We start from the raw sequence: 23,389 nt of genomic DNA, 5'->3' as shown, positions 1-23,389 counted from the left end.
TCCCTATGACACGGGCATCATCGTGAACACGACAAAGATAGCGTAGAAGGCATTTGCTATCGATTGAAAATCAATGCTGTCTAGCTTTTTTCCGCCATGGCGGCATACTTCTTCTTGAATCGATCAATGCGTCCGGCAGTATCGACAAACCGCTGTTTGCCGGTATAAAAAGGGTGACAATTGGAACAAATTTCAACCTGTATATCATTGCGTTGCGTGCTCAAAGCCTCAACTTCAAAACCACAGGCGCAGTGGATCTTTTTCTTGCTGATTTCGGGATGGATTTCTTTCTTCATTGTAAGGCTCCTTATATCGTTTGCTGAATCGTAAATAATAACCTCTCAGCGACGAACTGACAAGAGTCAGTGCAAACAAAAAAAAACCAGGGCCACAAGGCCCTGGTTTTTTTACGGTTTATAATCAAGTTAGATCTGAGGTTTTGGGCCCCTGCCGATATGCCGAGCATATCCGAGTGCAACGGTTCGATAAACCATGTGTGCCAATTTGGACCATGGCAAGTAGGCAAAGAGCATGAAAATGCTCACCAGGTGAATGTAGTACATTGGATAGGCGACAGCAGGAATATTGGCCAAACGGAGCAGCTGGCTGAACATGCCAGAAAGAGCCACAACCCAGATTACGCCGAGAAGATACCAGTCATAGTAGGATGATTTGAATTTGCCCTCATCCAGATCCAGACGGCGCTTCGTCACCAGAATCAAACCCACGATCAGAGCGATGGACGCGATGTTCGCCAAAATCTTGAAGGGATTCCACAAGCTCATGGGTGTCATCAGGTCCCAGCCTGTGAAAACGCCCAACCAGTAGGCCACGCCAACATAGGCTGTAACAATGAACAATCCCACGAATCCGAAGAATATTCCCATATGGCCAAAGTAGCGATCAGTATTGTCGTTGCCGCACTCCTTCCATCTTGTGTGCGAAAGAATTTCGTCCTTGATCACAAACCATGACGACTTGAGAACGTCTTTTGCGGGGACGCCTCCAATAGGCGCCTGTGGCGAATCATTGAATGTCTTAATCTGCGCTAGAATTCCCCGAACAAAGATAACCACCACGCCAAGTGCAATTAGTCCGAACAGGGGATCAATAAACGCGGTTTGCGGAAAAACCAGTCGGAACAAAACCTGACCGTCGTCAGTCACCGGCATTCCCAAAAAGCCAGGTGTGAAGAATATCCAGGCCAGAAGAAAGATCAATGCTGGGATGCCTGCAAGAACGGGCAGATATTTCGCCGAACTCATGAACTTACCCATAATCGTAGGCTGCGCGATGTTCTGATAGGCCATATTGCGCATGGCGGCCATCAAATCCGCGGGCTTGGCGCCGCGCGGACACTGGTCTGAGCAGGTACCGCAGTTATGGCAGAGCCACATGTCCAGGTCGCCAACCAGCTTGTCTTTCAAGCCCCACTGCGCCCAGATCATCTCTTTGCGCGGATAGGGATTGTCTTCCGGCGAGAGCGGGCAGACCACGGAACACGTGGCGCATTGATAACATTTCTTCAGTGATTCTCCGCCTGCAGCTTGCATCTCCTCAATAAACCGCAGATCGGGATCAATGCGTTTAACTTGGGCCATCTTCAATCTCCTCCTAGAAGCCTTTGTAGGGGTTGGCGCCGATATCGTCGATGATATGGTTCATGAATTCGTCGATCATCTGGGGTATCTTGTCATATTCGTCAATGGCAACCTGCTTCTGCTGAACCCGTTCCGGCTCAAGCTGCAACCGGCCCAGGGTCTCGGCGATGTTTTCCATGCGCTTGTTGCAGAGTTCGCTGCCTTTAGCAAAGTGACACTGATAATCGTCGCCGTATTTGCAACCCAGCAGGAGAACACCGTCAATGCCCTTGGACATGGAGTCGGCAATCCAGATGCTGTTGATAGCCCCCAGGCAGCGCACGGGGATGAAACGCACGTACGGTGACCATTTCTTGCCCTGGAAAGCTGCCATGTCCAACGCTGGATAAGCGTCGTTCTCGCAAACGAAGACGATAACCCGTGGGCCGCCCTCGTCGATGTCGTCCGGCACCTCATTTTCCTTGATCATGGTAGCGATCATGTCCACGTTGTACTCCTCGAAGGAGATGACCCGCTCTGGACAGGCGCCCATGCAGGTTCCACAACGACGACAACGTGTCTGGTTGGGCTTTGGCGTTCCCTTTTCATCATCATCAAGGGCGCCGAAAGGACACTCTTCCGTGCACCGCTTGCACTGGGTGCAGCGGACCATGTTGAACTTCGGGAAGGATATGTCACCGGACCTGGGGTGCACGGCCATGCCGCGATTGATCGACTCCAGGCACTGGATGGCCTTGAGCACGGCACCCGCGGCATCATCCTCAGCGGCGCCCAGAAGCATGGGCTGATGCACGCAACCGGCCGAGTAGACACCGGTACGCCGGGTTTCATAAGGAAAACAGATGTAGTTGGAATCGGCAAATCCGTTGAAGAGCAACAGATCCGGGAATGCCGGCCCCTGGCGATAGTCAAAATTAATCACCGGATCGGCCAGAGTGGTGGGCACCATGCCGGTTGCCAGGACAAGAACATCCACTTTGATTTCAAAGTCTTCGCCAAGCAGCGTGTTCTGTGTCTTGACGACAATGCCGCCGTCGGCATCTTCCCTTACTTCCGCCACATCGCCCTTGGTCAGAAAAATACCTGGGTCGTCCTGAGCGGCCTTGTAATAAAGTTCCTGCACACCGGGAACGATCATATCCTTGTAAAGGATGAAGGCTTTGCCGTCCTTGTTCTTTTCACGGAGATATCCGGCCTGTTTCAGGGATACCATGCAGCAGACGGATGAACAGTAGGGCAGATGACCTTCCTCGGTGGAACGCTGACCGGCACATTGAATAAATGCGACGGACTGAACCGGACGTCCGTCTGAGGGACGCAACAACTCGCCCTTCTTGGCCATCAATTCCATGTCCACGTTGGTGATCACATTGGTGAAGCGTCCCAGACCCAGGTGAGCGAGAACGTTCTCTCCTTTCTTGATTTCAGGAGTTTCTTCAGTAGCAACGTCTTCCTTGGCTTCTTCCTTGGGAGGTTCTACCGCAACCACACGCGCTTCCGGATCGTAGGGTTTCCAGCCGGTGGCCAGAACAACTGAGCCGACAGGCAGGCGCTCTTCGCCCTTGCCGTTGGCGATGACCGCCGTGTACTGCCCGGGAGCACCCTCGAGCTTGTTCAACGTCGAACTGGTGAAGACGCGAATCTTCTCGTGGGCCGTCACTTCGTTGATTTTTTGGTCGATGGTTGTGGGAATGGACTGCGTATAGGGATACGAATACGGAACCTGCTTGTACATCTGCGATGCAAAACCGCCCAGTTGGGATTCCTTTTCCATCAGAATCACATCGTATCCGAGGTTTGCGCCGCCCAGTGCCGCGGTCAAACCTGTATTTCCCCCGCCGACGACAAGAATCGTCTTGGTGATTTCCGGAACTTCGGCCTGCGGCACAACGTACTTCTGAAGCTTGATGATGCCCATCCGGATATAGTCCTGGGCCATCATCCGCAATGTTTCCGGAATTTCGCCTTCCGCCGTGGTGTCAGCCTCGGGCCTGGCATAGGACCAGACGCACTGCTCACGAAGGTTGACCCGTTCGACAACTGCCTTGTCGCCGAACCGGAATATATCCCACTTCACTCGGGGAGAACAGGCACAGACTGCCACGCTGTCAATGGATTCCGCATCCACGTCGGCCTGAATCAGGGCCTTTCCTTCCTGGCTGCACAGTACCGGCGACGTCTTTACCACGGGACAGCTTCCACCGTACTCACTCTTGACGAATTCCGCTAATTGCCCTGCATTCAGCTGAGGGCCAATGTCGCAACCTTCGCATATATAAACACCAATCTTGCTGGACATTGTTTACCTCCCTACCACGGTTTGAATTGCTTTCAGCGCCGCACCGGTCGCGGTCTGTGCCGATCGCATGACGTCCAGAGGCATCTTGGCGCAGCCTGCGGCAGAGATGCCGGCTTCAAGGGTGTTGCAGAACCCTTCGTCATCCTGCTGGAGACCCAAAGGAAGAACCTGGCCGGCCACGCTTGGCTGCATGCCGGTCGCCAGAACCACCATGTCGTATCGTTCTTCCTTTTTCAGGCCGCCGATGATGTCCTCGGCGGTGACAAGCACATCGCCGCTGCCGCCGTCTTCGACCACCTGGGCCACTTTGCCTTTAACCATGAGCACCTTTCCGTCCTCACGGATTTTTTGCAGAAACTTGTCATATCGGCCCGGGGTTCGCAGATCGATGTAGTAAATCACAATATCCGCATCAGGATACTGGGATCGCAGATAGGTGACCTGTTTCAGCGACGCCATACAGCAGATGTAGGAACAATAGGAGAGATGGCTTTCATCACGAGAGCCAGCACACTGCACAAAGGCGATGCGCTGCGGCGCTTTGCCGTCCGAAGGCCGCGTTATCTGACCGTTGGTCGGCCCGCTGGGGCTGGCCAAGCGCTCCATCTGCATGTTCGTGATGACGTTTTTGATTTTTCCACCGCCGAGAATATCCAGATTTTTCACGTCGTATGGCTTCCACCCGGTTGCCCAGATCACGGCGCCGACATTCAGGGTGACTTCCTTTTCCTTTTCATCCAGGTCCACGGCATCATAGGCACAGACTTCCACGCACTTGGAACAGCTCTTGCCGAGACAGATCTCCGGATCAACGACATAGCGCATCGGGAAAGAGGAAAGGTGCGGGCGGTAGATCGCCTTGCGCTTCTGCAAACCGTAGTCGAATTCCGCGTCCGTATCCACGGGGCAGACTTCTGTACACTTGTTGCAAGCGACACAGTTGTTGTTTACGAAGCGGGGCTTGATTTTAATCGTTGCCGTGTAGTTTCCCGGCGCCCCAGTGATTGATCCAACTTCGGCCATTGTGAAAAATTTGACCTTCGGATTATTCTTGATCCGCTGGTAATTGATTTCCAGGCCGCAGGATGGAGGACAGAGTTTGGGAAAATATTGATTCAATTGGGAGACGCGTCCCCCGAGATATGAATTTTTTTCAATAATAAACACCTCATGTCCAACTTCGGCGGCTTCCAGCGCGGCAGTAATTCCGCTGAAGCCGCCTCCTACGACAAGTATTCCTGAATGTTCCATAGTTTCCTCCGTACAGTTTGCCTGACACCGGGCACCAGGTCTGAAATAGCCTAAACCTCGGTCTCAATCATGAAAGTTGCGATACGCTCATGCCTGAAACCGAGATTGAAACCAGAGGCAGCCGGCTTGTCGATAAGACAGAATGAGAAAAGCTGCGGGCCTCGCGGCCCGCAGCTCAAATCCGTGATTTACGGAATGATCTGGATCAAAGGCACCTTGTAGAAGGTGGTTTCCTTCTTGACCGGATCGTACTTGGAGTTGGTGAAGCACTTCCACTCATCGTCGTTCAGATCAGGGAAGTCAGTGCGATAGTAGAAACCGGGGTAGCGGGTTTCCGTGCGGAACTGGATGTGCTGCATGTGCAGACGTACGGTCCACAGGCGGTGGTACTGCTCCCAGCAACGCAACAGTTCGTGCAGGTCGCGGGCGGCCAGCTTGTGGGAGTCTTCATCCAGCATGTCCAGAAGCTTCATGCCGGTTTCCAGCAGCTTCGCGGAAGTGCGGTAGTAGGTAGATGTACCGGCACCGTACTCGTCCGTGCACTTCATCAAACGATCCATGAAGTTGCGCGGAGTAATGTACATGGGGTTAACCACAGGATCCGTGGAAACCGACTTGCCAGCTTCATAGTTGTAGTACGGCTTGTAGATCATTTTCTTCAGCTCTTCAGCCGTTTCCTTGATGGCGGGCTTGTAGTCCTTGTGGTCTACAACCCAGCGCACCAGCTGCTTGGCTGCAATGCGGCCTTCAGCATGGGAACCGGAGGAGAACTTGTGACCGGAAGCGCCAACGCAGTCACCGGCGATGAACAGGCCGTTGACTGAGGTCATGCGGTTGTACACCTTACCGTTGTCAGCCTTGATCTTGTACTCGGCGGGGACCCATTCCTCATCGGGGCCGGAGCACCAGATGCCGCAGCAACCGGAGTGCGAACCCAGCAGGTAGGGTTCCGTGGGCATGATTTCAGAACCGACCTTTTCAGGTTCGATGTTCAAGCAGGCCCAAAGGTTGGCTTGGCCAACGCACATGTCGAGAAAGTCTTCCCAAGCCTCGGACTCAAGGTGCTTCTGCTGCTTCTTGTCCAGGGTAGCGAAGGTGGTCTGCAGGGCTGTGGCGGTGTCCATGTAGATCGGACCGCGGCCAGCCTGCATTTCTTCCAACATCATGTGGTTACGCAGACAGGTCGGGATGATGTGACCACGAGCATAACCCTTCTCGCGATAGGTCTTGATCATGTCGTCGTTGGTTACGCAGTAGTCTTCGCCCAGGGCGTTGACGGCCTTGGCCTTGAACAGCAAGAACCAGGCGCCGACCGGTCCGTAACCGTCCTTGAAGCGAGCCGGGCAGAACCGGTTTTCCATCATGGTCATTTCACCGCCGGCCTGAGCGACAAGGGTGTAACCGGAACCGGCGTTCCATACGGGGTACCAGGCGCGGCCTTTGCCTTCGCCAACGGAACGGGGACGGTACACGTTCACTGCGCCGCCGCTGGCCACGAGGCAAGCATTGCACTTGAAGATGTAAACCTTGTTTTCGCGCAGGGAGAAGCCCACGGCGCCGGCAACCCGATTCGGGGTATTGGCATCCAGGAGCAGCCGCACCACGAAGATGCGCTCCAGGTAGTTGTCCTGACCAATGGCGTTCTTGGCGGCTTCAGCAACGAGGACCTTGTAGGATTCGCCGTTGATCATGATCTGCCACTTACCGGAGCGAACCGGCTTCGCGCCGGTGCGCAGGGACAGGCCCTTGGCCTTGGCCTGAGCGCCGTCCAGGTTGTGTTCGCCTTCCTTGACCCAGCAGGGCAGGCCCCACTCTTCGAACAGGTGCACGGAATCGTCAACGTGGCGGCCCAGGTCGAAGATCAGGTCTTCGCGGACAACGCCCATCAGGTCGGTGCGGACCATGCGGACGTAGTCGTCAGGGGTGTTGTCGCCGAGGTAGGTGTTGATGGCGGACAGACCCTGGGCAACAGCTCCGGAGCGCTCCAGAGCTGCCTTGTCGACCATGATGTAGCTCACGCCGTGCTTGTCGGCCCAAGGCTTGATCTCAACGGCAGTGCCGCAAGCAGCCATGCCGCCGCCGATAATCAGCACATCTTTTTCGATTTCAACAACTTCCGGTTCGGCAATCGGCACCCCTTGGGGGGCGATTTTGGAAGGAATTGTGGTCATGCGAATCCTCCTGAGAGTTATTTGGTTTGCTTTGCTTTGAATCAGTTCGGACTTGCACGCATTACGCGCCGCAGGTCGGCTCAGTCCAGCACTGGGTGTAGTCGGCGTTGGTAAAATCAAACTTCTTGTTCGACACTTCCTGAGGCTTCTTCAGCTCAGTCTCGGTGAACAGCAGTTCGTTTTCCAGATCGCCAGCTTCAGGCTTGCCCTCGTAAGGCTTGATGGAGCCTTCAGCCGTGGTCCGGATGGGGAACTTAAAGCGCTTGATGTTGCCGTTGCGGAACTTGATGGTCCACATGATGGCATCGCCGGAACGCAGCGGGATGCTGGTGCCGCCCATGGGGGCGAAGTCGGCGTAGGGGCGGGCTTCAATGGCGCCCTGGGGGCAGATCTTCACACAGGAATAGCACTCCCAGCAGGCATCAGGCTCTTGATTGAACGCTTTCATTTCCTGGGCATCCAGAATCATCAGGTCGTTCGGACAGATGTACATACATGCTGTCTTCTCACCACCCTTGCAACCGTCACATTTCTCCGGATTGACAAAAGTAGGCATAATACGTCCTCCTCAATGTTGTAGTGTTAAAACCATCCAAGCCTATATGAACAGCCGGGAAACATGTTCCCGGCTGTATGGCTGAATCAGTGGACGGGATCAGCCGGCGGCGGCTTTGTGCATCTTGATCTCGACCTTTTCGGTCAGGCTGGCGTAGTACTCGCGCAGAATCTCGAGAACCTCTTCCCGGCCGAAGTGGTCCGGAATCTCGCCGCCTTCGGACAGCATCTTGCGCAGCTTGGTGCCGCTGAGAATGACCCTGTCTTCCTTGGTATGCGGGCAGGTGCGCAGAGAGGCCATACCGTCGCACTTGAAGCAGTAGAAGGTCCAGTCGATTTTCATCGGCTTGCAAAGCAAAGCCTGGCCAGGGGTCGGGCAGGCTTCCGTGGCGTAAGGAATCTTATCAAAAATGGTCTGGGCTTCGAACATTCCGTAGTAGTCGCCAACGCCGGCATGGTCGCGGCCGATGATCATATCGGAGATGCCGAAGTTCTGACGGAAAGTGGCGTGCAGCAGAGCCTCACGGGGGCCGGCGTAGCGCATGTCCATGGGGTACCCGCCGTGAACCACGTTTTTCGGCACGAAATTGTTCTCAATCAAGGTGTTGATGCACTTCACGCGCCATTCGGCGGGAATGTCGCCGGGCTTCAGGTTGCCGATCAAGGAGTGGATAAACACGCCGTCGCAGACTTCAATGGCAATCTTGGCCAGGAATTCGTGGGAGCGGTGCATCGGGTTGCGCAGCTGCAAAGCGGCGACCTTTTTCCATCCACGCTCTTCGAAGACCTTGCGGGATTCAGAGGGACGCATGTACACGCCGGCGTAGGTCTTGGGGTAATGGCTTTCGGAGAGAACCTTGATCTTTCCGGCCAGGTTCACGGGCTTCTGCCCCATGACCATGTCCACGCCCGGATGGGGATCTTCACTATGCACTTTCCAGAAATCTTCAGGGGTTTTGGTGCCTTCGCCCATGAAAATCTTCTCGCACTCGAACTTCTTGTCGGCCTCGGTCACCTCATACTTCTCGTCGACCTTCATTGTGGCCAGGATTTCATCGTACTTGGAATCGTACAATGCGATCTCGTCGCCTTCTTTGATGTCGGCGGCATCTTCTTTGGAAACGGAGAGGGTCACCGGAATGGGCCAGAAGGTTCCGTCGGAAAGCAACATCTTCTCGCAAACGCCCTTCCAATCGGCCTTGGTCATAAAGCCGGTCAACGGGCTGAAAGCACCGATGCCCATCATCAGGACGTCGCCCTTTTCACGGGGAGCCAACTCAATTTTCTTCAGTCCTTGAGCCTTTTTCTTCTCAGCTTCCAGTTCCGCGCCCTGGAGCAAGCATTCGGTTAGCCCCTTGCCACCATGCGGCGGCACCAAACTCGTCATTTGCGTCATTTCTTCGTCTCCTATTCCAGTATTGGGTTGAAGGTGATTATTTCTGGAGATGCGAATGGCGACACCTCACAAACAACTCCCCTTTTCCATCTTGAACTGCTTGTGCAATATTTAACAAGCTCGTTTAAGTGTGTCAAGGAAGTCAAAATCAATGATTAACCACCTGTGCCACTTCTGACACACGGTGGGTCAATTCCGAAAATGAACAAGAAAAAAAGACGAATAGGCAAATCATTGCCTGAAAACAATCCTAGACAGTGGATACCGGTGAAAATAGCTCATTCCGGACAATCCCGGAAAAATGCTGTCACGATGAAGACACCTTTGGTTCGTAGAATACGAAATGGTTGAACACGACACGGCGACCTTTAACATGAGTTATCCGCCATGGCGCCAAGAAAAAAAACGAATCTATTGAATCTGGTACTTACATTACAGTTGATCCTCCCTAGCCGATTAAATTTTCTTTTTCAACCCCTTTTTCCTTCCAAGAACGACAAACTTTCTTCTTCGAGCGCATCGGGCAGCCGTTTTCATTGTAAAAAGAGCACTTATCAACCAAAATAACTAACAGACCTCTTAAAACACCTCGCGCTTACGGACTACGTTTATTTGCGAAATGAACTCCCATATCCGCTGTCTGAAGGCTGAAAAAAAATAATCCTTTAATCGCAACAGTTAGCCGACAAAATTCTCGAGACGGGAATTCGATTTGCGTCGACCATTATCAATACTAATTTGAACCCCGCAGAGTCAGGCATCCGAACAAGGCTTGTTTCCCGCCGCAAATAAAGATAAATGCCTTGATTTTACGCCTAAAGGAACACCATGAGCAACTATACGCCGTCGGGGCCAAGAACGGATGATTCCGAATCACTGTTTTCATTGGAAGAACGACTTCTGCGCGAGGAGCGTCGGCTGGCAGATGCGGTTCTCCGTAGAACACGGATTTTCGCCGAAATAGCCGCTCGCAGGAAAGATGGAAAACGTCGCGACACTGGGCAGGATTTTGAAAAAGCCATTTGGAAGGTATGGGAAAGTGTCCTGCAATCTGAAGAAGCCGGACATTCTCGCCATTGGCGCCAGCTTGTATCTCAATGCAACAATCTCGGTCAGGCCTATTCTGAACAGAAATTTTCCCGCAAAGGCAAGACATGGCTGTTGCGCCCCTTAGCGCCAGCCAAAGCGATCACCCTTGCCGGTCCCGCGGATATATTCTCCACGAAAATCATCTCTTTTTGGGCTGCCGTGACCAATGCTCCGGCTCGAATACGCCCTGTCGTCCTCAATGACGACCTGATCGAGTTGATCAAGTCCCTCAACCAGACAGGTGCAGGGCTGGCCTGGGAAAACGAGACCATCTCTCACACGCCTCGCCGGACGCCAGAATTGTCTTTAGAGCAGAAAACCATTCACGTCGGACAGAGTACGTTCACCCTGGCGCTGATGGTGGCCCTGGCAATGGCCAGACCGGGCATCGCGAAATTCAGCGGGTCAGGAGCGTTGAACATGTTCTCGATCAAGCCTTGGCAGGCTGTCCTGCCTCACCTTGGCGCGAGACTGCACCAGTTGAATCCGCATGCCCCCGGCCTTCCCGTCCGCCTTGAATCCAGCGGCCAACCCTCGCAAGTGCAAATCGACGCTGACACGCCGATGGACTTGATTCTTGCCCTGCTGGCTGCCGCGCCTTTCTTTCCACAGGGGTTGGATCTGACATGGCTTGATCATCCCATCGCGGCCCCCGAACTGGAAACCTTATTCTTGCTCTACTCTACGTTCAATGTACCGTTTACCAGGCTTCCCAACGGCTTTCGCGTTTCTCCCGCCATGCCCCGCCTCCCGGAACAGCCCCGCATCCCGCTGGACTATTTTCTGAACAGCATGCTCCTGGCCTGGTCGCGCATGACGCGACAACAGATTACTCTCCATGGCAATTGGCCCGAGGGCTCATCTGCCGGTGATCATCTGGATTTATTGCGCTCCTGCGGCGTGCAGATCGAAACTGGACCGGACTACATACGGGCCACGCCGGAATCATGGCCGGAGTCTCCGGTTTTGGATATCCAGGGTCAGGAGCAGGCGCTGCCTTTGGCCATATTATTGGCACTGTGCGCTCCCAAGGGTTGCACCGTTTCTTGTCAATTCGAAATCACCAATCTCGACTTTATCACTGAGATGGCTCGCTGGGCCGGACGCGATTGCCTTCCGGAGCAAGGCGAGGTCCGCTTCGCCCCGGCTCCGCATCCGACGGATCGAGGTGATGGAATTTTCGAAGCACCGGATTCCCGGTGGGGAATGGCCCTGGCCATGCTCTCCTTCAGGTTTCCCGGGCCGCGGCTTACCAATCCCGGAGAATTGACCGCACTTTGGCCCGGATTCTGGCCCATCCACCAAAGCGTGCTCTCTCTTGCCAAACAACGAACAGAAGACCCATCCTCAAGGTTATCCGAGAGTCCTTCAAATGAATCATCAAGAACAGGAAAACGCCGAGTCAAGATCTGAGTCCGAGGCTATTGCCGCGCTGGAAGTCGAAATCCAGGAATTCGCGGCCCAAAAACAAGCCTGCGCCGCCCGGGTCAAGGAACTTATGTTCAGTGAAGACACAGCGGCGGGCATTGTTCACGCCAAGGAAATATTCATGTTGCAGCAGGACAAACTGCGTCTGCAGGTGGAGATGGATTGTCGACGCAACAAAATCAATCGTATTCGAAAATTCGGGCTTGCCAACGAGTTGCAAAACAGCCCTCCACAACCTGATCATCCTTAAAATCAAGAGGAAACAATGGGACGAAACCTGACCCGGAAAATCATCCGCGATCACCTTGTATCCGGCGAAATGATCCCCGGCCGCGAGATATCACTGCGCATCGACCAGACGTTAACCCAGGACGCCACAGGCACCATGGCCTATCTGCAGTGGATGGCCATGGGGCTGGATCGTGTCCGGACTGAACTCTCGGTCAGCTACGTGGACCACAATACACTGCAGATGGGCTTCCAGAACGCGGACGATCACCGTTTCCTGCGATCCGTTGCCGCAAGGTACGGGATTGTTTTTTCACCACCGGGCACGGGTATTTGCCATCAATTGCATCTGGAAAATTTTGCCAGGCCGGGGAAAACCCTGATCGGATCAGACAGCCATACCCCCACGGCCGGCGGAGTGGGCTCCTTGGCCATGGGCGCGGGCGGCCTGTCCGTGGCTCTGGCCATGGCCGGTGAACCCTACACCATCCCCATGCCCAAAGTGTTCCAGATCCATCTCACCGGCCGTCTCCAGGCCTGGGCAGGGGCCAAGGACATCATTCTGCACGTTCTGGGGCTGCTCTCGGTCAAGGGCGGCGTGGGCGCGGTGCTGGAGTATGCCGGTCCCGGGGTGGACGGCCTGACCGTTCCGGAACGGGCCACCATCACCAATATGGGAGCGGAACTGGGCGCCACAGCCTCTGTTTTTCCCAGCGATGAACAAACGCGCGAATTCCTGACCCGGATGGGTCGCCCGGAAGATTTCGCTCCCTTGTCCGCGGATCCGGATGCTTCCTATGATCAGGTGATCGAGATCGACCTGGATTCCATTGAACCCATGGCCGCCCGTCCGCACATGCCGGACCTTGTCGTGCCGATCCGCGAACTGGATGGATTGGCGGTTGATCAGGTGGCTATCGGATCCTGCACCAACTCCTCCTATACGGACTTGAAAACTGCGGCTTTGGTCCTGCGGAATCGACAAGCATCAAGAAACACGGACCTTTTCATTGCCCCCGGCTCCAAACAGGTGCTCAAGCTGTTGAACCGGGAAGGCCTGCTTGAAGCACTGCTGGACAGCGGCGCCAGGCTCCTGGAATGCTCCTGCGGCCCCTGCATCGGCATGGGCGGCTCGCCCACATCCGCCGGAGTCAGCTTGCGGACCTTTAACCGCAATTTCGAAGGACGCAGCGGCACCCAGGACGCCCAGGTTTACCTTGTCGGCCCGGCAGCCGCGGCCCAGGCAGCTTTGGTTGGCCGGATCACCGATCCAAAAACCTGGGGAGCCGCGCCGGAAAAACCGACTCTTCCGCAGGACGTCCCCTCCATCCGCCACCTTTTCATCATGCCTCCTCCGCAGGAGCAGGCCCAAGGCGTGGAGATCTGCTGTGGACCGAACATCGTCCCCCTGGAGGAGTTTTCTACGCTTCCCCGTAAAATCGAGGCCCAGGTGCTCATCGTGCTGGGGGACAACGTCACCACGGACCACATCCTGCCGGGTGGCGCCGCTGTCACGGCCTTGCGATCCAACCTGCCGGCCATCAGCAAGTTCATTTTCAACCGCGTGGATCAGGAGTTCGTTGTCAGGGCGGAAAAGGCTCCAGCGGGGATCATCGTCGGCGGGGAAAACTACGGACAGGGATCAAGTCGAGAGCACGCGGCCCTGGGGCCGCGACATCTGGGCGTGCGCATCGTTTTGGCCAAGTCTTTCGCCAGGATCCACAAGGCCAACCTGATCAATTTCGGCATCCTGCCCCTGGTCTTCGCAAACCCTGACGACCATGCCCGGCTGACCGTCGGTCAAGCCATCGAACTGGATACAGTGGAACTGGCTTCTCGAACCGAGATCCCGCTACAGATCCTTGAAGGCGCGGAAATCCTTGTCCGGCATGATTTGACCGTCAAGGAACTTGAGATTATCAATGCCGGGGGTCTGCTGAACATGGCACGCGTTCGCTAATAATGACCACCTGCGCATGTCTTTTCTTTTCAAACACCGAGATTCATCAAGCGGTTCAACCAGCAAGGAGCAGCAATGCTTGACGCCATTCGTCGCAATGCCCAGTCATGGGGCGTAAAAGTCATATTTGGGATTATTATCCTGGTCTTTGTTTTCTGGGGTGTGGGCAGTTTTCGCTCAGAGCGCGGCAATGTCCTGGCGGAAATCAACGAAAGCCCGCTTTTGCTGGAGGATTTTCAACGGGTCTACCGGCAGACCGTGGAAAATCTGCGCCGGGAAAATCCAGGGATCAATATTGACGAACTGGAGCGCATGGACATGCGCGGCCAGATCTTCGGCCAGATGGTCAATGCCAAGCTCATGGAACAGGAGGCTGCACGCCTGAATCTGAGTGTTTCCACCCAGGAGCTGCGTCAAGCCATTTACGATCTTGAAGTTTTTCACGACCAGGAACAACAATTTGATCCTGTTGCCTACCGGGCGGTCCTGAGAGCGTACAACCTCACTCCGGCTCAGTTTGAAGCGGATTTCCGCAGGGACCTGAAGATTCAGCGTCTTCAGGAGTTCATTACTCTGCCGGCCGCGGTTTCCGACCAGGAGGTCCGCGACCTTTTCACCTTTGCCCGAGAAGAGGTTGTGCTGAGCTACCTCTCGTTTCCCTGGAACCATGAGCTGGCGGAACAGTTTGAGATCACCGAGGAAGCCGTTGAAGCTCATTATCAAGCCAATTTGAACGCCTTCCAGATTCCCGCCCGCATGCGCATCGCCTACCTGAACATCACTCCTTCGGCCTTGGCCGACCCCACAGCCGTGACCCGGGAAGAAATTCTGGACTACTATAATGCCAGATCCCATGAATACACCCGACCTGAACAGGTATGGGCCAGACACATCCTGATCACCCCTTCTGATGCAACCGAGGAAGCCGAGAATCAGGCTCGCGATCAGCTGCTCGCCTTGCTGGTCCGGATCCAGGGCGATGAGAACTTCGAGGACTTGGCCCGCGAATATTCCGAGGACGCCAGCGCTGCCCAGGGCGGAGATCTGGGCTGGTTCGGACGCGGAGAAATGATTGCCGAATTCGAGGATGCGGCCTTCGAACTCCAGGCCGGGCAAATCAGTTCTCCCGTGCGAAGCCCCTTTGGATGGCACTTGATCCAGGTGGAGGAACGTCGCGAAGAAAGTACTATCCCCCTGGAAGAGGTCGCGGCGACAATCCGGGCCCGACTGGCCGAAGAGCATGCCCTGGAGGTTATGACCGACGCCCTGGATGTGGCCATGGAACAGGTGATTGTCGGATCTCCGCTGGATCAGATAGCTGAGCAGCTCGACCTCGAGGTCCAAGAATCGAATTTTTTCGCCATGGGGCAGTCTCCTGCCGGTCTCAATCTGAATCCCGAAGCGGTGGCCGTCCTGTTCGGGCTTGATGATCAGGAAATCACCCAAACGCCAATCCTGATGGCCGACGGTTATCTGCTGGCACAACGAATCGACCATGAACCTCAGCGGGTCCGGACGCTGGATGAAGTCCGCGATCGCGTCGTCACGCAACTCCGCCTGGAACTTGCCAAGGATGCGGCGCAAGGCAGAGCTGAAAGCGTTCTTGATCAAATTCGCGCGGACACTGATGAAGCCTATTCTCCCGACGATCTGCAGCGCAGTTCCGCCTTTGGACGGCAGGGATTCATCCCCGGACTCGGCTTCAACACGGATCTGGCCTCTGAATCTTTTGCCGCTGCCGTGGGTGAATGGCTGCCGGAAGTATACCAGATCCAGGATGCCTTCATTGTTGCCAGGCTTGAGGAACGTTTTCCTCCCACCGAAGAACAATGGGCCGAAGAGAGCGACATGTGGCGCCAGTCCCTGCTCGAATCCAGGCAGAACGAGTTCCTGCAGGCCTTTGTCGGAGAGTTGCAGCGCAAGGCTGACATCAGGATCGTTCGTCCGGACATTATTAGTCCTGCCAGATAGTCCGGGGCGGCGTTGGCGAGGCAGCCCGGTCCTGATTCTCGTCCATTGGCGCCCCTCGCACTGCCGGCAATCCTCAAATACTGGAGACCGAACATGTCCGAATCCCCGCTCAAGCTTTTCGTCGCTGCGCTGCTGATCGCCGTCGGGTTGTCCTTTGGCGGCTATTTTATCGGACAGGGATTTATTGAAGGCCGCCTCAACGACCGTTTCGTAACGGTCAGGGGCCTTGCTGAGACGGAAGTTCAGGCCAACTTGGCAATATGGCCGATGCGTTTCGTGGCAACCGGCAACAATCTGGCGGAGGTTCACGCCCAACTGACCGCGGACGCAAACAAAATCGTCCAGTTCTTCGTCCGCCACGGTCTGCCCGAAAACTCCATTGAGCTGCAATCCCTGGAAGTGACGGATCTTTTGGCGCAAGCCTACCGTTCCGGCCCCTTGGATTCGCGCTTCATCCTGACCCAGATCCTCGTCGCCCGCACGGAAAACGTGGATCTCATTGCGGCTGCCAGCCAAAAGGTCAGCGAACTGGTGGACGTCGGCGTGGTTTTGAGTGCGGAGTACGGTTCAAGCGGTCCTGTCTATTTGTTCACCGGACTCAACGACGTCAAGCCGGAAATGATCGCTGAAGCCACGGTAAATGCCCGTCTTGCCGCCGAGCAGTTTGCCGCCGACGCCGGCAGCCGTTTGGGCGGCATCCGCCGGGCCACGCAAGGACTTTTCCAGATCCTGCCTCGGGACAATGCCCCGGATACAATGGAACACAAGCAGATCAACAAAACCCTGCGCGTAGTGACCACCGTGGAGTACTATCTCACGGAATAGCCAAGGACGCGCGCCCGGTTAATAACGGCTCGATCTCGGCCATCGCCGTTTACAACGCGGATCACCGTTCCTATTTCTACCCCAGGCGATGACAATCGTCTGGGGTATTTTTTTGAACTATTCAGCAATTTCTAATCGTACACGGGATTAGTCCGGCTTGCCTTGTTTTACGGCCTCGCATGTGAGACTGAGCCAGGATTCGTTCATCGAACCATTGCCGTACATTTGGAGTACAAATGATGTTTATTCAAAGCAATGATTCGATGTTACGAAGCCGGCGAAGGAGTTTGCGAGGCCGCATAATCAAGGCAAGCCGGACCCCAGCTGAGTAGTTACTTTTTTTCAACCATTCTTTCCGAGGCGATCCACCCGGAGCGTTTCCATGAGCACGCTTACGAACTTGGAATACTACGATCATGCCCCAAAGTGATGAGAAACATGCTGACGCCCCTTTGACGGCCATCGCTCCCATGGAGGCCCAAGGTCAGAGGCTGGACCAGTTCTGGACGAATCAACTCGTCGAGCAGGAAGTTGCCAGGGCCAAAGTTCAAGTCTGGATTAAAGAAGGGCACGCCAGGATCAACGGCCAGGCATGCACCCGTCCGAGCCGGCGGATTGTCCGCGGAGAACACCTGGAACTGGAAGTGGTCGTCATGAAGAGCGACTTGCAGCCGGAGAACCGGGAACTCCGGATTCTTCACCTTGACGAAGACCTCGTAGTATTGAACAAGCCCGCTGGTCTGGTGGTCCATCCCGCACCCGGACTGGCTATGGGCACGCTGGTTCATCGCCTGATCCATCATTTTCCCGAGCTGAGCGAACTCGCGGGAGCCAGGCCCGGGATTGTCCACCGCCTGGACAAGGACACCACCGGAGTGATGGTAGTGGCCCTGAATGAATCGACAAGGTTGCGGCTGGCGGCTTCCTTTGCCGATCGTCAAGTCGACAAGACATATCTGGCTCTGGTCCACGGCCGCCCCCGGGCCACGGATTTCATTGACGCTCCCATCGGCCGCCATCCGACCTGGAAGACGAGAATGGCGGTTCTTCCCAAAGGCGGTAAACCGGCCCAAAGCGAATACAGGGTGTTATGGTCAGCCGCCCATGACCGCTTCAGCCTTGTGCAGGTGCACATCTTCAGCGGCCGGACCCATCAGGTGCGGGTGCACATGCAGCATGTCGGCCACCCATTGCTGGGTGATGCGTCCTACTGCCCAAACCATTTCCGCGCCTGGCAGAAAGATGTTCCCGGCCTCGACAAGCTCGTCGAGCGGCCCATGCTCCACGCCTGGAAACTGGGTTTCGCTCATCCCCAAACCCACGAGCCGCTGCGCTTTCAACTCCCTCCTCCCAAGGCCATGACCCGAATCATGCTTGTCGGTTCCAGAACCACCCAGCGCGTCGGCCTGACAGGCATGCCCGGCTGCGGCAAAAGCCTGCTTCTGGAGAATCTGGCCGCAATCGGCATTCCGGTTTGGAGCGCGGACATGGCCATCGCGGAACTGTACAAGCCGGGGCAGGACGGCTGGGAATTGCTCCGGCGGCGCTTCGGCGACAGGTTCATTGCCGACCGGAACTCCCAGGTGGACAAGCGGGCTCTGCTGCAAGCTTTGCGTGAAACGCCCCATCTGCGGCACGAACTCGAAGCCATGATCCACCCCCTGGCCAGGCATCGCCTGGAATGCTTCTGGGAGAAACATCGTGGCGCCCGGGTGGCCGTGGCCGAAGTGCCCTTGCTTCTGGAAACCGGATGGACGTCCGGTTTTGATCTTCTCGTTGGTCTTGCGTGTGATGCGCATCGGCGCAAAGCGTGGCTATGTGAGAAGCGGGGATGGAATGAAGAGCTGCTGGCAGATGTGGAGTCCTGGCAATGGCCTGAAGCCAAAAAACTGCGGGCCTGTCATCTGATCGTGGAGAATCCGGGCACCCCTGATCAACTCCAGCGGCGCGCAGAGGCCCTGACCGGCATCCTGCGCCGGCTGCGTCGCCGAAAGGTACGTCGGCTGCTGAGCAAAATTAACGGCCTGGTTAATCCCAAACAGTAGGATGAAAGTCCATGATCCCGCTTCGCGACAATATTCCTAATATCAAACCGTCCTACGGCATGTGGGTGATCATTTCCGTGAACACGGCGATCTTCATTCTGATGCTCTCCCTGAGCCATCGAGAACTGCTGATGATGACCCATGTGTTCGGAATGATCCCGGCCCGGGTCACGGATCCGGCATGGGCACTGGAAATCGGTTACGCTCCCAACTGGTTCATCACTCTGGGCACGCACATGTTCCTGCATGCCGGTTTTTTGCATTTCTTCCTGAACATGTGGATGCTCTGGATCTTCGGCGACAATGTGGAAGACGTGATGGGCACGGTGCGCTTCCTCATTTTCTATCTGTTGTGCGGGCTCGGAGCGGTCCTGTTCCACCTTCTCTTCAACCTGAATTCAACCATTCCGGTCATCGGCGCCTCCGGAGCCATCGCCGGCATCATGGGCGCGTACCTGCTGCTGTATCCCCATGCCCGGGTCGTGGCGTTCATTCCCATTTTTTTCATCCCGTATTTTTTCGAGGTGCCGGCAGTGGTCTTTCTGGGAATCTGGATTCTGATCCAAGTCATATCCGGCGTCACCGCCGCGATTCAGCATGAAGGGGCCCAGGGCATTGCTTGGTGGGCGCATATCGGCGGTTTTGTCGCCGGCATGGCCATGATCCGTCTCTTTCAGAAACGCGGCGCATGCATCCACTGCACGAGTCTGGAACAGTGGTTCAAAGACCACAGCTACAGCCGTCGCGGCAGTTAGCGACCGACTCGTGATTTCATCTCATTCCGTGACAGCTGAGAATTCTGCACCGAACACGCGAGCCATGAGATAGCGAGCCAGTCCTCCGAGTTTCCTGGGTGTACATTCAAGCACATCCTGCCAGACCTCGTCGGATTCCATGCACAGATACAGCCCTTCAAAACCGGCCCGGCGCAACATGTGGGCCACATGGCGCAGTTGGCGGACGCGAAGCGGTCGCAGCAGGCGCTGCTTGCCGTCCAGTCCGGTGATGAATTCGGCGTAGATATAGTTGGAACTGGGATGATTGGTCATGATCCGGCTCTTCAGTTCCGGCATGAATCGCAAAGAGCCCAGACTGATATAGGCCACCTGCTCCGGACGCAGATAATCAGCGATCATCTCCACGGTCCGGGCATAGCCTTGTTCCCAGTCGTTGCACGGAATCACCGGATCAAAATGCAGACAGACCCGAAACCCGGACCGGGCGCAGTACCTCGCAGCCTGAAGCCGCTCCTCCAGAGTTGCGCTGCCGCGTTCCTCCCCAGCCTGGATGTGGGGGGCGTTCATGGACCACGCCGGTAGAACGCGGTCGGGTCGTCGTGCCTGATCCATCCAGCTCAGGTTTACCACCTTGGACTTCAGTTCCAGGCAGACCTGCGGATAGTCGCTCAGGAAGGCGACCAGATCCCGGCTGTAGCCGGTCAGCGGCTCCAGAGTCAGCGAATCCGTGAATTCCCCGGTGCCCAGTCGCAAGCGACGTTGCGGATGCTCGCCAAAAGCCCGCTCCAGTTCCCCGAAAAGATCCTCCTGGTTGGCCCACACCTTGAGCACTCGATCCTGAAAATAGGCCTGGAGAATACAGTAGGAACAGGACAAGGGACAATTCTCGCCGATATGCACGATCCGGTAGCCGCAACAATGATAATGGCTTGTTCCTGGACAGGAGCGCAGAAACCGACCTTTGTAGTGCTTCAGGTACAATATGCCCAGCTCGTGATCGTAGTCCTTTGGCCGTTGTTCCTGATCGACTATCTCCACGGGCAGATGACCGACTCCGGCAAGAACCCGCTGAGTCATGGCAGTATGCAGGACCGACTTATCCACCCAGATCCGTTCCAGCTTGCGCAAATGTTCCGGCAAGGCCGGCAGGGAAGAATTCGGCGCATAAACTTGATTGTGCATTTTAATGTATCGCAGTATATCGATATTTTTTTGTTCGTTCGGCCGCAGCATGATCCTTCATCCAACATGACCAAACATCTTTCGCCCAACATCAGCGTCACCATCCTCACCAGGGACGCTGAACGACTCCTGACGGAATGCCTTCAGGCCCTGTCAGCCTTTCCGGATATCGTCCTTCTGGACAACGGCTCCACCGACGCCACCCTTGCCATTGCCGCCGGCTTTGCGAATGCGCGGGTGTTTCAGGAACCCTTCACCGGTTTCGGGCCGCTGCACAACCGGGCCGCGGAACTGGCCGTCCATGACTGGATTCTCTCCATCGACAGCGATGAAATCCTGACTCCTGAACTGGCAGCCGAAATCGCGGCCCAGCCGCTTGATCCGTCCTGCGTCTATTCCTTTCCCATGGAGAACTACTTCAACGGCAGGCGCATCACCTGCTGCGGCTGGCACCCGGACCGGCATGTCCGGCTCTTTCATCGGGGACGAACCCGGTTCACGGACGCCGCCGTGCACGAGGGCGTGATCACCACGGGCCTGCGGGAGATTCGCCTGCACCACCCGGTGCGCCATTACTCCTATGCCTGCGTTGCGGATTTTCTGGCCAAGATGCAGCGCTACTCCGATCAGTTCGCGCTCCAGCATGCGGGCCGCAAATCCTCCAGTCCGACCAAGGCCGTGCTCCACGGCGCCTTTGCCTTCCTGAAATCCTACATCCTCAAGCGGGGCATGTTCCACGGCTACGAGGGATTGCTCATTTCCGCCTACAACGCCCACACCGCTTTCTACAAGTACCTGAAACTCTACGAGGCCAATCAACGCCGTGCTCGCCGTCCTGATGTACCATGACGTGGTCCACGGAGGCGGCAAGTATGCCAATGACCCGGAAGTTCTGCGCGCCCACCTGGAGTACGTCCGGCGCAACCATCCCGTTGTCCTGCCCGGCGATCCCCTGACCAGCGGCGAATTGAGCGCCTGCCTGACCTTTGACGACGCCCATGTTGGTTTCTTTCATTTCGTTTATCCCATGCTGCGGGAGATGGGCCTCAGGGCGATGGTCGCGGTATCCACGAACTTCATTCTGGAGGATACCGCCGTTCCCATGGAGCAGCGCCTGGGCACGTCGTCCCGCAACGGCAGGGAGGGCGCGCACTTTCAGGATACGGCCTGTTTCTGCACCTGGAAGGAGTTGCGGGAAATGCAGGCCGGCGGCGTGGTCGAGGTGGCCTGCCACTCCGCCGGGCATGTGGACCTGACGCGCTCCGGCATTGACCTGGAGCGCGAAATTCACGGCGCCGGGCGAAAAATTGCCGAACACCTCGAAACGTTTCCCCAAACCTTTGTCTTTCCCCTGGGCCGAGTGAATCCGTCGGTTGCGCGGGTCACGAAACGGTTCTACCCGTATTGCATGCGCATCGGCGGGGCCCTGAACCGGGGTTGGCGCAATCCCGGCGGGCTGATCTATCGCCTGCAGGGCGACGGACTCCAGGACGAGCGAGGCCCGCTGCGCGACCTGTGGAAGCCGAGGCTCAGGTACTACTGGAATACCCTGCGCTTACGGTAGACATTCTTCCATCAACGCCGCGAAGGCCTTCGTCTCCCGGGCCGCGGTCCAGCCGGAGACGCTCTCGACGACCTCGGCAGGGTGAACGGCCGCTGTCCTGCACCAGTGGATCGCATCGCGCGGGTCGTCGTCCAGAATGTACCCCGTTCGGCCGTGTTCAATCACCTCCGCGGCCCCATTGTTCGCGGTGGTCATCACCGGACAACCGCAGGCCATGGCTTCGAGGCAGGCATTGGAGAAAGGATCGTAGAGCGTGGGCAAAATGAAGATATCCGCAGCCTGGTAAAAGCGGCGCAGATCCGTTTGCGGGCCGAGAAAACGCACATGCAGTTCGAGCTCAAGGTTGAGCCTGCGTAACGTGGACTTGAACTGCTCCGGCCGTCCCTTGCCGACCACAAGAAGTACTCCCAAAGGCTCGTCCTGTCCTAAACTCCGGTTGTATTCGGCCATCAGCTCCAGGGCCCGCGCCAGCCCCTTGCGCCGCCACCCGCTGCCCACGAACAGAAACAGCTTGCACTGTTCGGGCAGATTCAGCTCACCGCCGCGTCGTCCCGGCGCGGCCACTTCCGGATAAAAAACGTCAGGATCGAATCCATTGAGAATCACCCGCACCTTTTCCGCGGCCGCGGGATGGTACCTCTCCATTTCCCGCCGGACCATCTCCGAGTTTGCGGCCACGAAGCGTGCGGACCGGATGGTCTTGGCTTCCAGGCGGGGGTACAGCCAGTGCAGGGGATTGACCATCCAGGCCGCGGATGAGCCGAAGCGAAGCGCTCGCCAGCGCAAGTGCATCCCGTCTCCGGCCCGGTAGATGGAGCAGTTCGGGCCGCGTTCCAGATTGAGCGTCACCCCGGGCTTCCCATCCAGGAGCGCGTCGACGTTTGCCGCAAAACGCAGCGCTCGCCACCAGCCCGGGCCTTTCCGTCCGGCAACCACGTGACCGGCAAAGTTCAATCCAGCTCCCAGGCGATGCACCTCCCAGGCAGGGGCAAGATGATCGACCAGTCGACGTGCGGCCGTTTCCGCGCCGCCTCCCGAACATTGTCGACGAACGATATAGGCGATTGGTTTGCTTCGCGAGGCCATG

Annotated in this window: 18 protein-coding genes; 9 read left to right on the top strand and 9 right to left on the bottom strand. The window is 56.4% G+C overall.

Going from position 1 to position 23,389, the window contains the following annotated elements:
- Positions 1 to 80 precede the first annotated feature (80 nt).
- The 7 genes from rpmE to sat all read right to left on the bottom strand — a co-directional run bounded on the left by rpmE (position 81) and on the right by sat (position 9,264).
- Complete coding sequence (rpmE, locus tag BLP93_RS02905; protein WP_092117055.1) at positions 81 to 296, bottom strand: 50S ribosomal protein L31; 216 nt, start codon at positions 294 to 296, stop codon at positions 81 to 83.
- Positions 297 to 425: 129 nt separating this feature from the next.
- Positions 426 to 1,601 (bottom strand): quinone-interacting membrane-bound oxidoreductase complex subunit QmoC, encoded by a 1,176-nt coding sequence (qmoC, locus tag BLP93_RS02900; protein ID WP_092117053.1) that lies wholly within the window; start codon positions 1,599 to 1,601, stop codon positions 426 to 428.
- 13 nt (positions 1,602 to 1,614) lie between these two features.
- Entirely contained in the window at positions 1,615 to 3,900 is a 2,286-nt protein-coding gene (locus tag BLP93_RS02895; RefSeq protein WP_092117052.1) for a hydrogenase iron-sulfur subunit, read from the bottom strand.
- Positions 3,901 to 3,903: 3 nt separating this feature from the next.
- Positions 3,904 to 5,151 (bottom strand): CoB--CoM heterodisulfide reductase iron-sulfur subunit A family protein, encoded by a 1,248-nt coding sequence (locus BLP93_RS02890; RefSeq protein WP_092117050.1) that lies wholly within the window; start codon positions 5,149 to 5,151, stop codon positions 3,904 to 3,906.
- A 188-nt stretch (positions 5,152 to 5,339) separates the two neighbouring features.
- A complete protein-coding gene (gene aprA / locus BLP93_RS02885) occupies positions 5,340 to 7,322 on the bottom strand; it encodes an adenylyl-sulfate reductase subunit alpha (protein WP_092117048.1) in 1,983 nt (660 codons plus the stop codon).
- A 61-nt stretch (positions 7,323 to 7,383) separates the two neighbouring features.
- On the bottom strand, positions 7,384 to 7,878 hold the full coding sequence (gene aprB / locus BLP93_RS02880) for an adenylyl-sulfate reductase subunit beta (RefSeq protein WP_092117046.1): 495 nt from the start codon (positions 7,876 to 7,878) through the stop codon (positions 7,384 to 7,386).
- A 99-nt stretch (positions 7,879 to 7,977) separates the two neighbouring features.
- Entirely contained in the window at positions 7,978 to 9,264 is a 1,287-nt protein-coding gene (gene sat, locus BLP93_RS02875) for a sulfate adenylyltransferase (protein WP_092117385.1), read from the bottom strand.
- Between the two features lie 837 nt (positions 9,265 to 10,101).
- On the opposite strand from sat, the gene BLP93_RS02870 reads away from it, so the two are divergent.
- From BLP93_RS02870 to BLP93_RS02840, 7 genes are all read left to right on the top strand, one after another.
- Positions 10,102 to 11,775: a 3-phosphoshikimate 1-carboxyvinyltransferase gene (locus tag BLP93_RS02870; protein WP_092117044.1), complete on the top strand. Its 1,674-nt coding sequence runs from the start codon at positions 10,102 to 10,104 to the stop codon at positions 11,773 to 11,775.
- Complete coding sequence (locus BLP93_RS02865; protein ID WP_092117042.1) at positions 11,735 to 12,040, top strand: hypothetical protein; 306 nt, start codon at positions 11,735 to 11,737, stop codon at positions 12,038 to 12,040. Before BLP93_RS02870 ends, BLP93_RS02865 begins: the two co-directional genes overlap by 41 nt.
- A gap of 15 nt (positions 12,041 to 12,055) precedes the next feature.
- Positions 12,056 to 13,978, top strand: a complete 1,923-nt coding sequence (locus BLP93_RS02860) for an aconitate hydratase (protein ID WP_092117040.1) — start codon at positions 12,056 to 12,058, stop codon at positions 13,976 to 13,978.
- A gap of 75 nt (positions 13,979 to 14,053) precedes the next feature.
- A complete protein-coding gene (locus BLP93_RS02855) occupies positions 14,054 to 15,949 on the top strand; it encodes a SurA N-terminal domain-containing protein (protein ID WP_092117038.1) in 1,896 nt (631 codons plus the stop codon).
- A 93-nt stretch (positions 15,950 to 16,042) separates the two neighbouring features.
- Positions 16,043 to 16,774 (top strand): SIMPL domain-containing protein, encoded by a 732-nt coding sequence (locus BLP93_RS02850; RefSeq protein WP_092117037.1) that lies wholly within the window; start codon positions 16,043 to 16,045, stop codon positions 16,772 to 16,774.
- 416 nt (positions 16,775 to 17,190) lie between these two features.
- Complete coding sequence (gene coaE / locus BLP93_RS02845) at positions 17,191 to 18,819, top strand: dephospho-CoA kinase (protein WP_092117035.1); 1,629 nt, start codon at positions 17,191 to 17,193, stop codon at positions 18,817 to 18,819.
- 11 nt (positions 18,820 to 18,830) lie between these two features.
- Entirely contained in the window at positions 18,831 to 19,574 is a 744-nt protein-coding gene (locus BLP93_RS02840) for a rhomboid family intramembrane serine protease (protein ID WP_092117033.1), read from the top strand.
- 21 nt (positions 19,575 to 19,595) lie between these two features.
- Here the strand turns inward: BLP93_RS02840 and BLP93_RS02835 are convergent, their stop codons facing one another.
- Positions 19,596 to 20,738, bottom strand: a complete 1,143-nt coding sequence (locus BLP93_RS02835) for an SPL family radical SAM protein (RefSeq protein WP_092117383.1) — start codon at positions 20,736 to 20,738, stop codon at positions 19,596 to 19,598.
- A gap of 66 nt (positions 20,739 to 20,804) precedes the next feature.
- Here BLP93_RS02835 and BLP93_RS02830 point away from each other — a divergent pair, with 66 nt between their 5' ends.
- Positions 20,805 to 21,587 carry a glycosyltransferase family 2 protein gene (locus BLP93_RS02830; RefSeq protein ID WP_092117381.1) on the top strand — a complete coding sequence of 261 codons (783 nt, stop codon included), beginning with the start codon at positions 20,805 to 20,807 and terminating at the stop codon, positions 21,585 to 21,587.
- Positions 21,562 to 22,302, top strand: a complete 741-nt coding sequence (locus BLP93_RS02825; RefSeq protein WP_139162895.1) for a polysaccharide deacetylase family protein — start codon at positions 21,562 to 21,564, stop codon at positions 22,300 to 22,302. Before BLP93_RS02830 ends, BLP93_RS02825 begins: the two co-directional genes overlap by 26 nt.
- Here the strand turns inward: BLP93_RS02825 and BLP93_RS02820 are convergent.
- Positions 22,294 to 23,388, bottom strand: a complete 1,095-nt coding sequence (locus tag BLP93_RS02820) for a glycosyltransferase family 4 protein (protein WP_092117029.1) — start codon at positions 23,386 to 23,388, stop codon at positions 22,294 to 22,296. The genes BLP93_RS02825 and BLP93_RS02820 overlap by 9 nt on opposite strands.
- Position 23,389 lies beyond the last annotated feature (1 nt).

It is taken from the genome of Desulfonatronum thiosulfatophilum (assembly GCF_900104215.1).
Lineage (GTDB): Bacteria > Desulfobacterota > Desulfovibrionia > Desulfovibrionales > Desulfonatronaceae > Desulfonatronum > Desulfonatronum thiosulfatophilum.
This window is presented reverse-complemented; position numbering and strand designations above follow the sequence as displayed.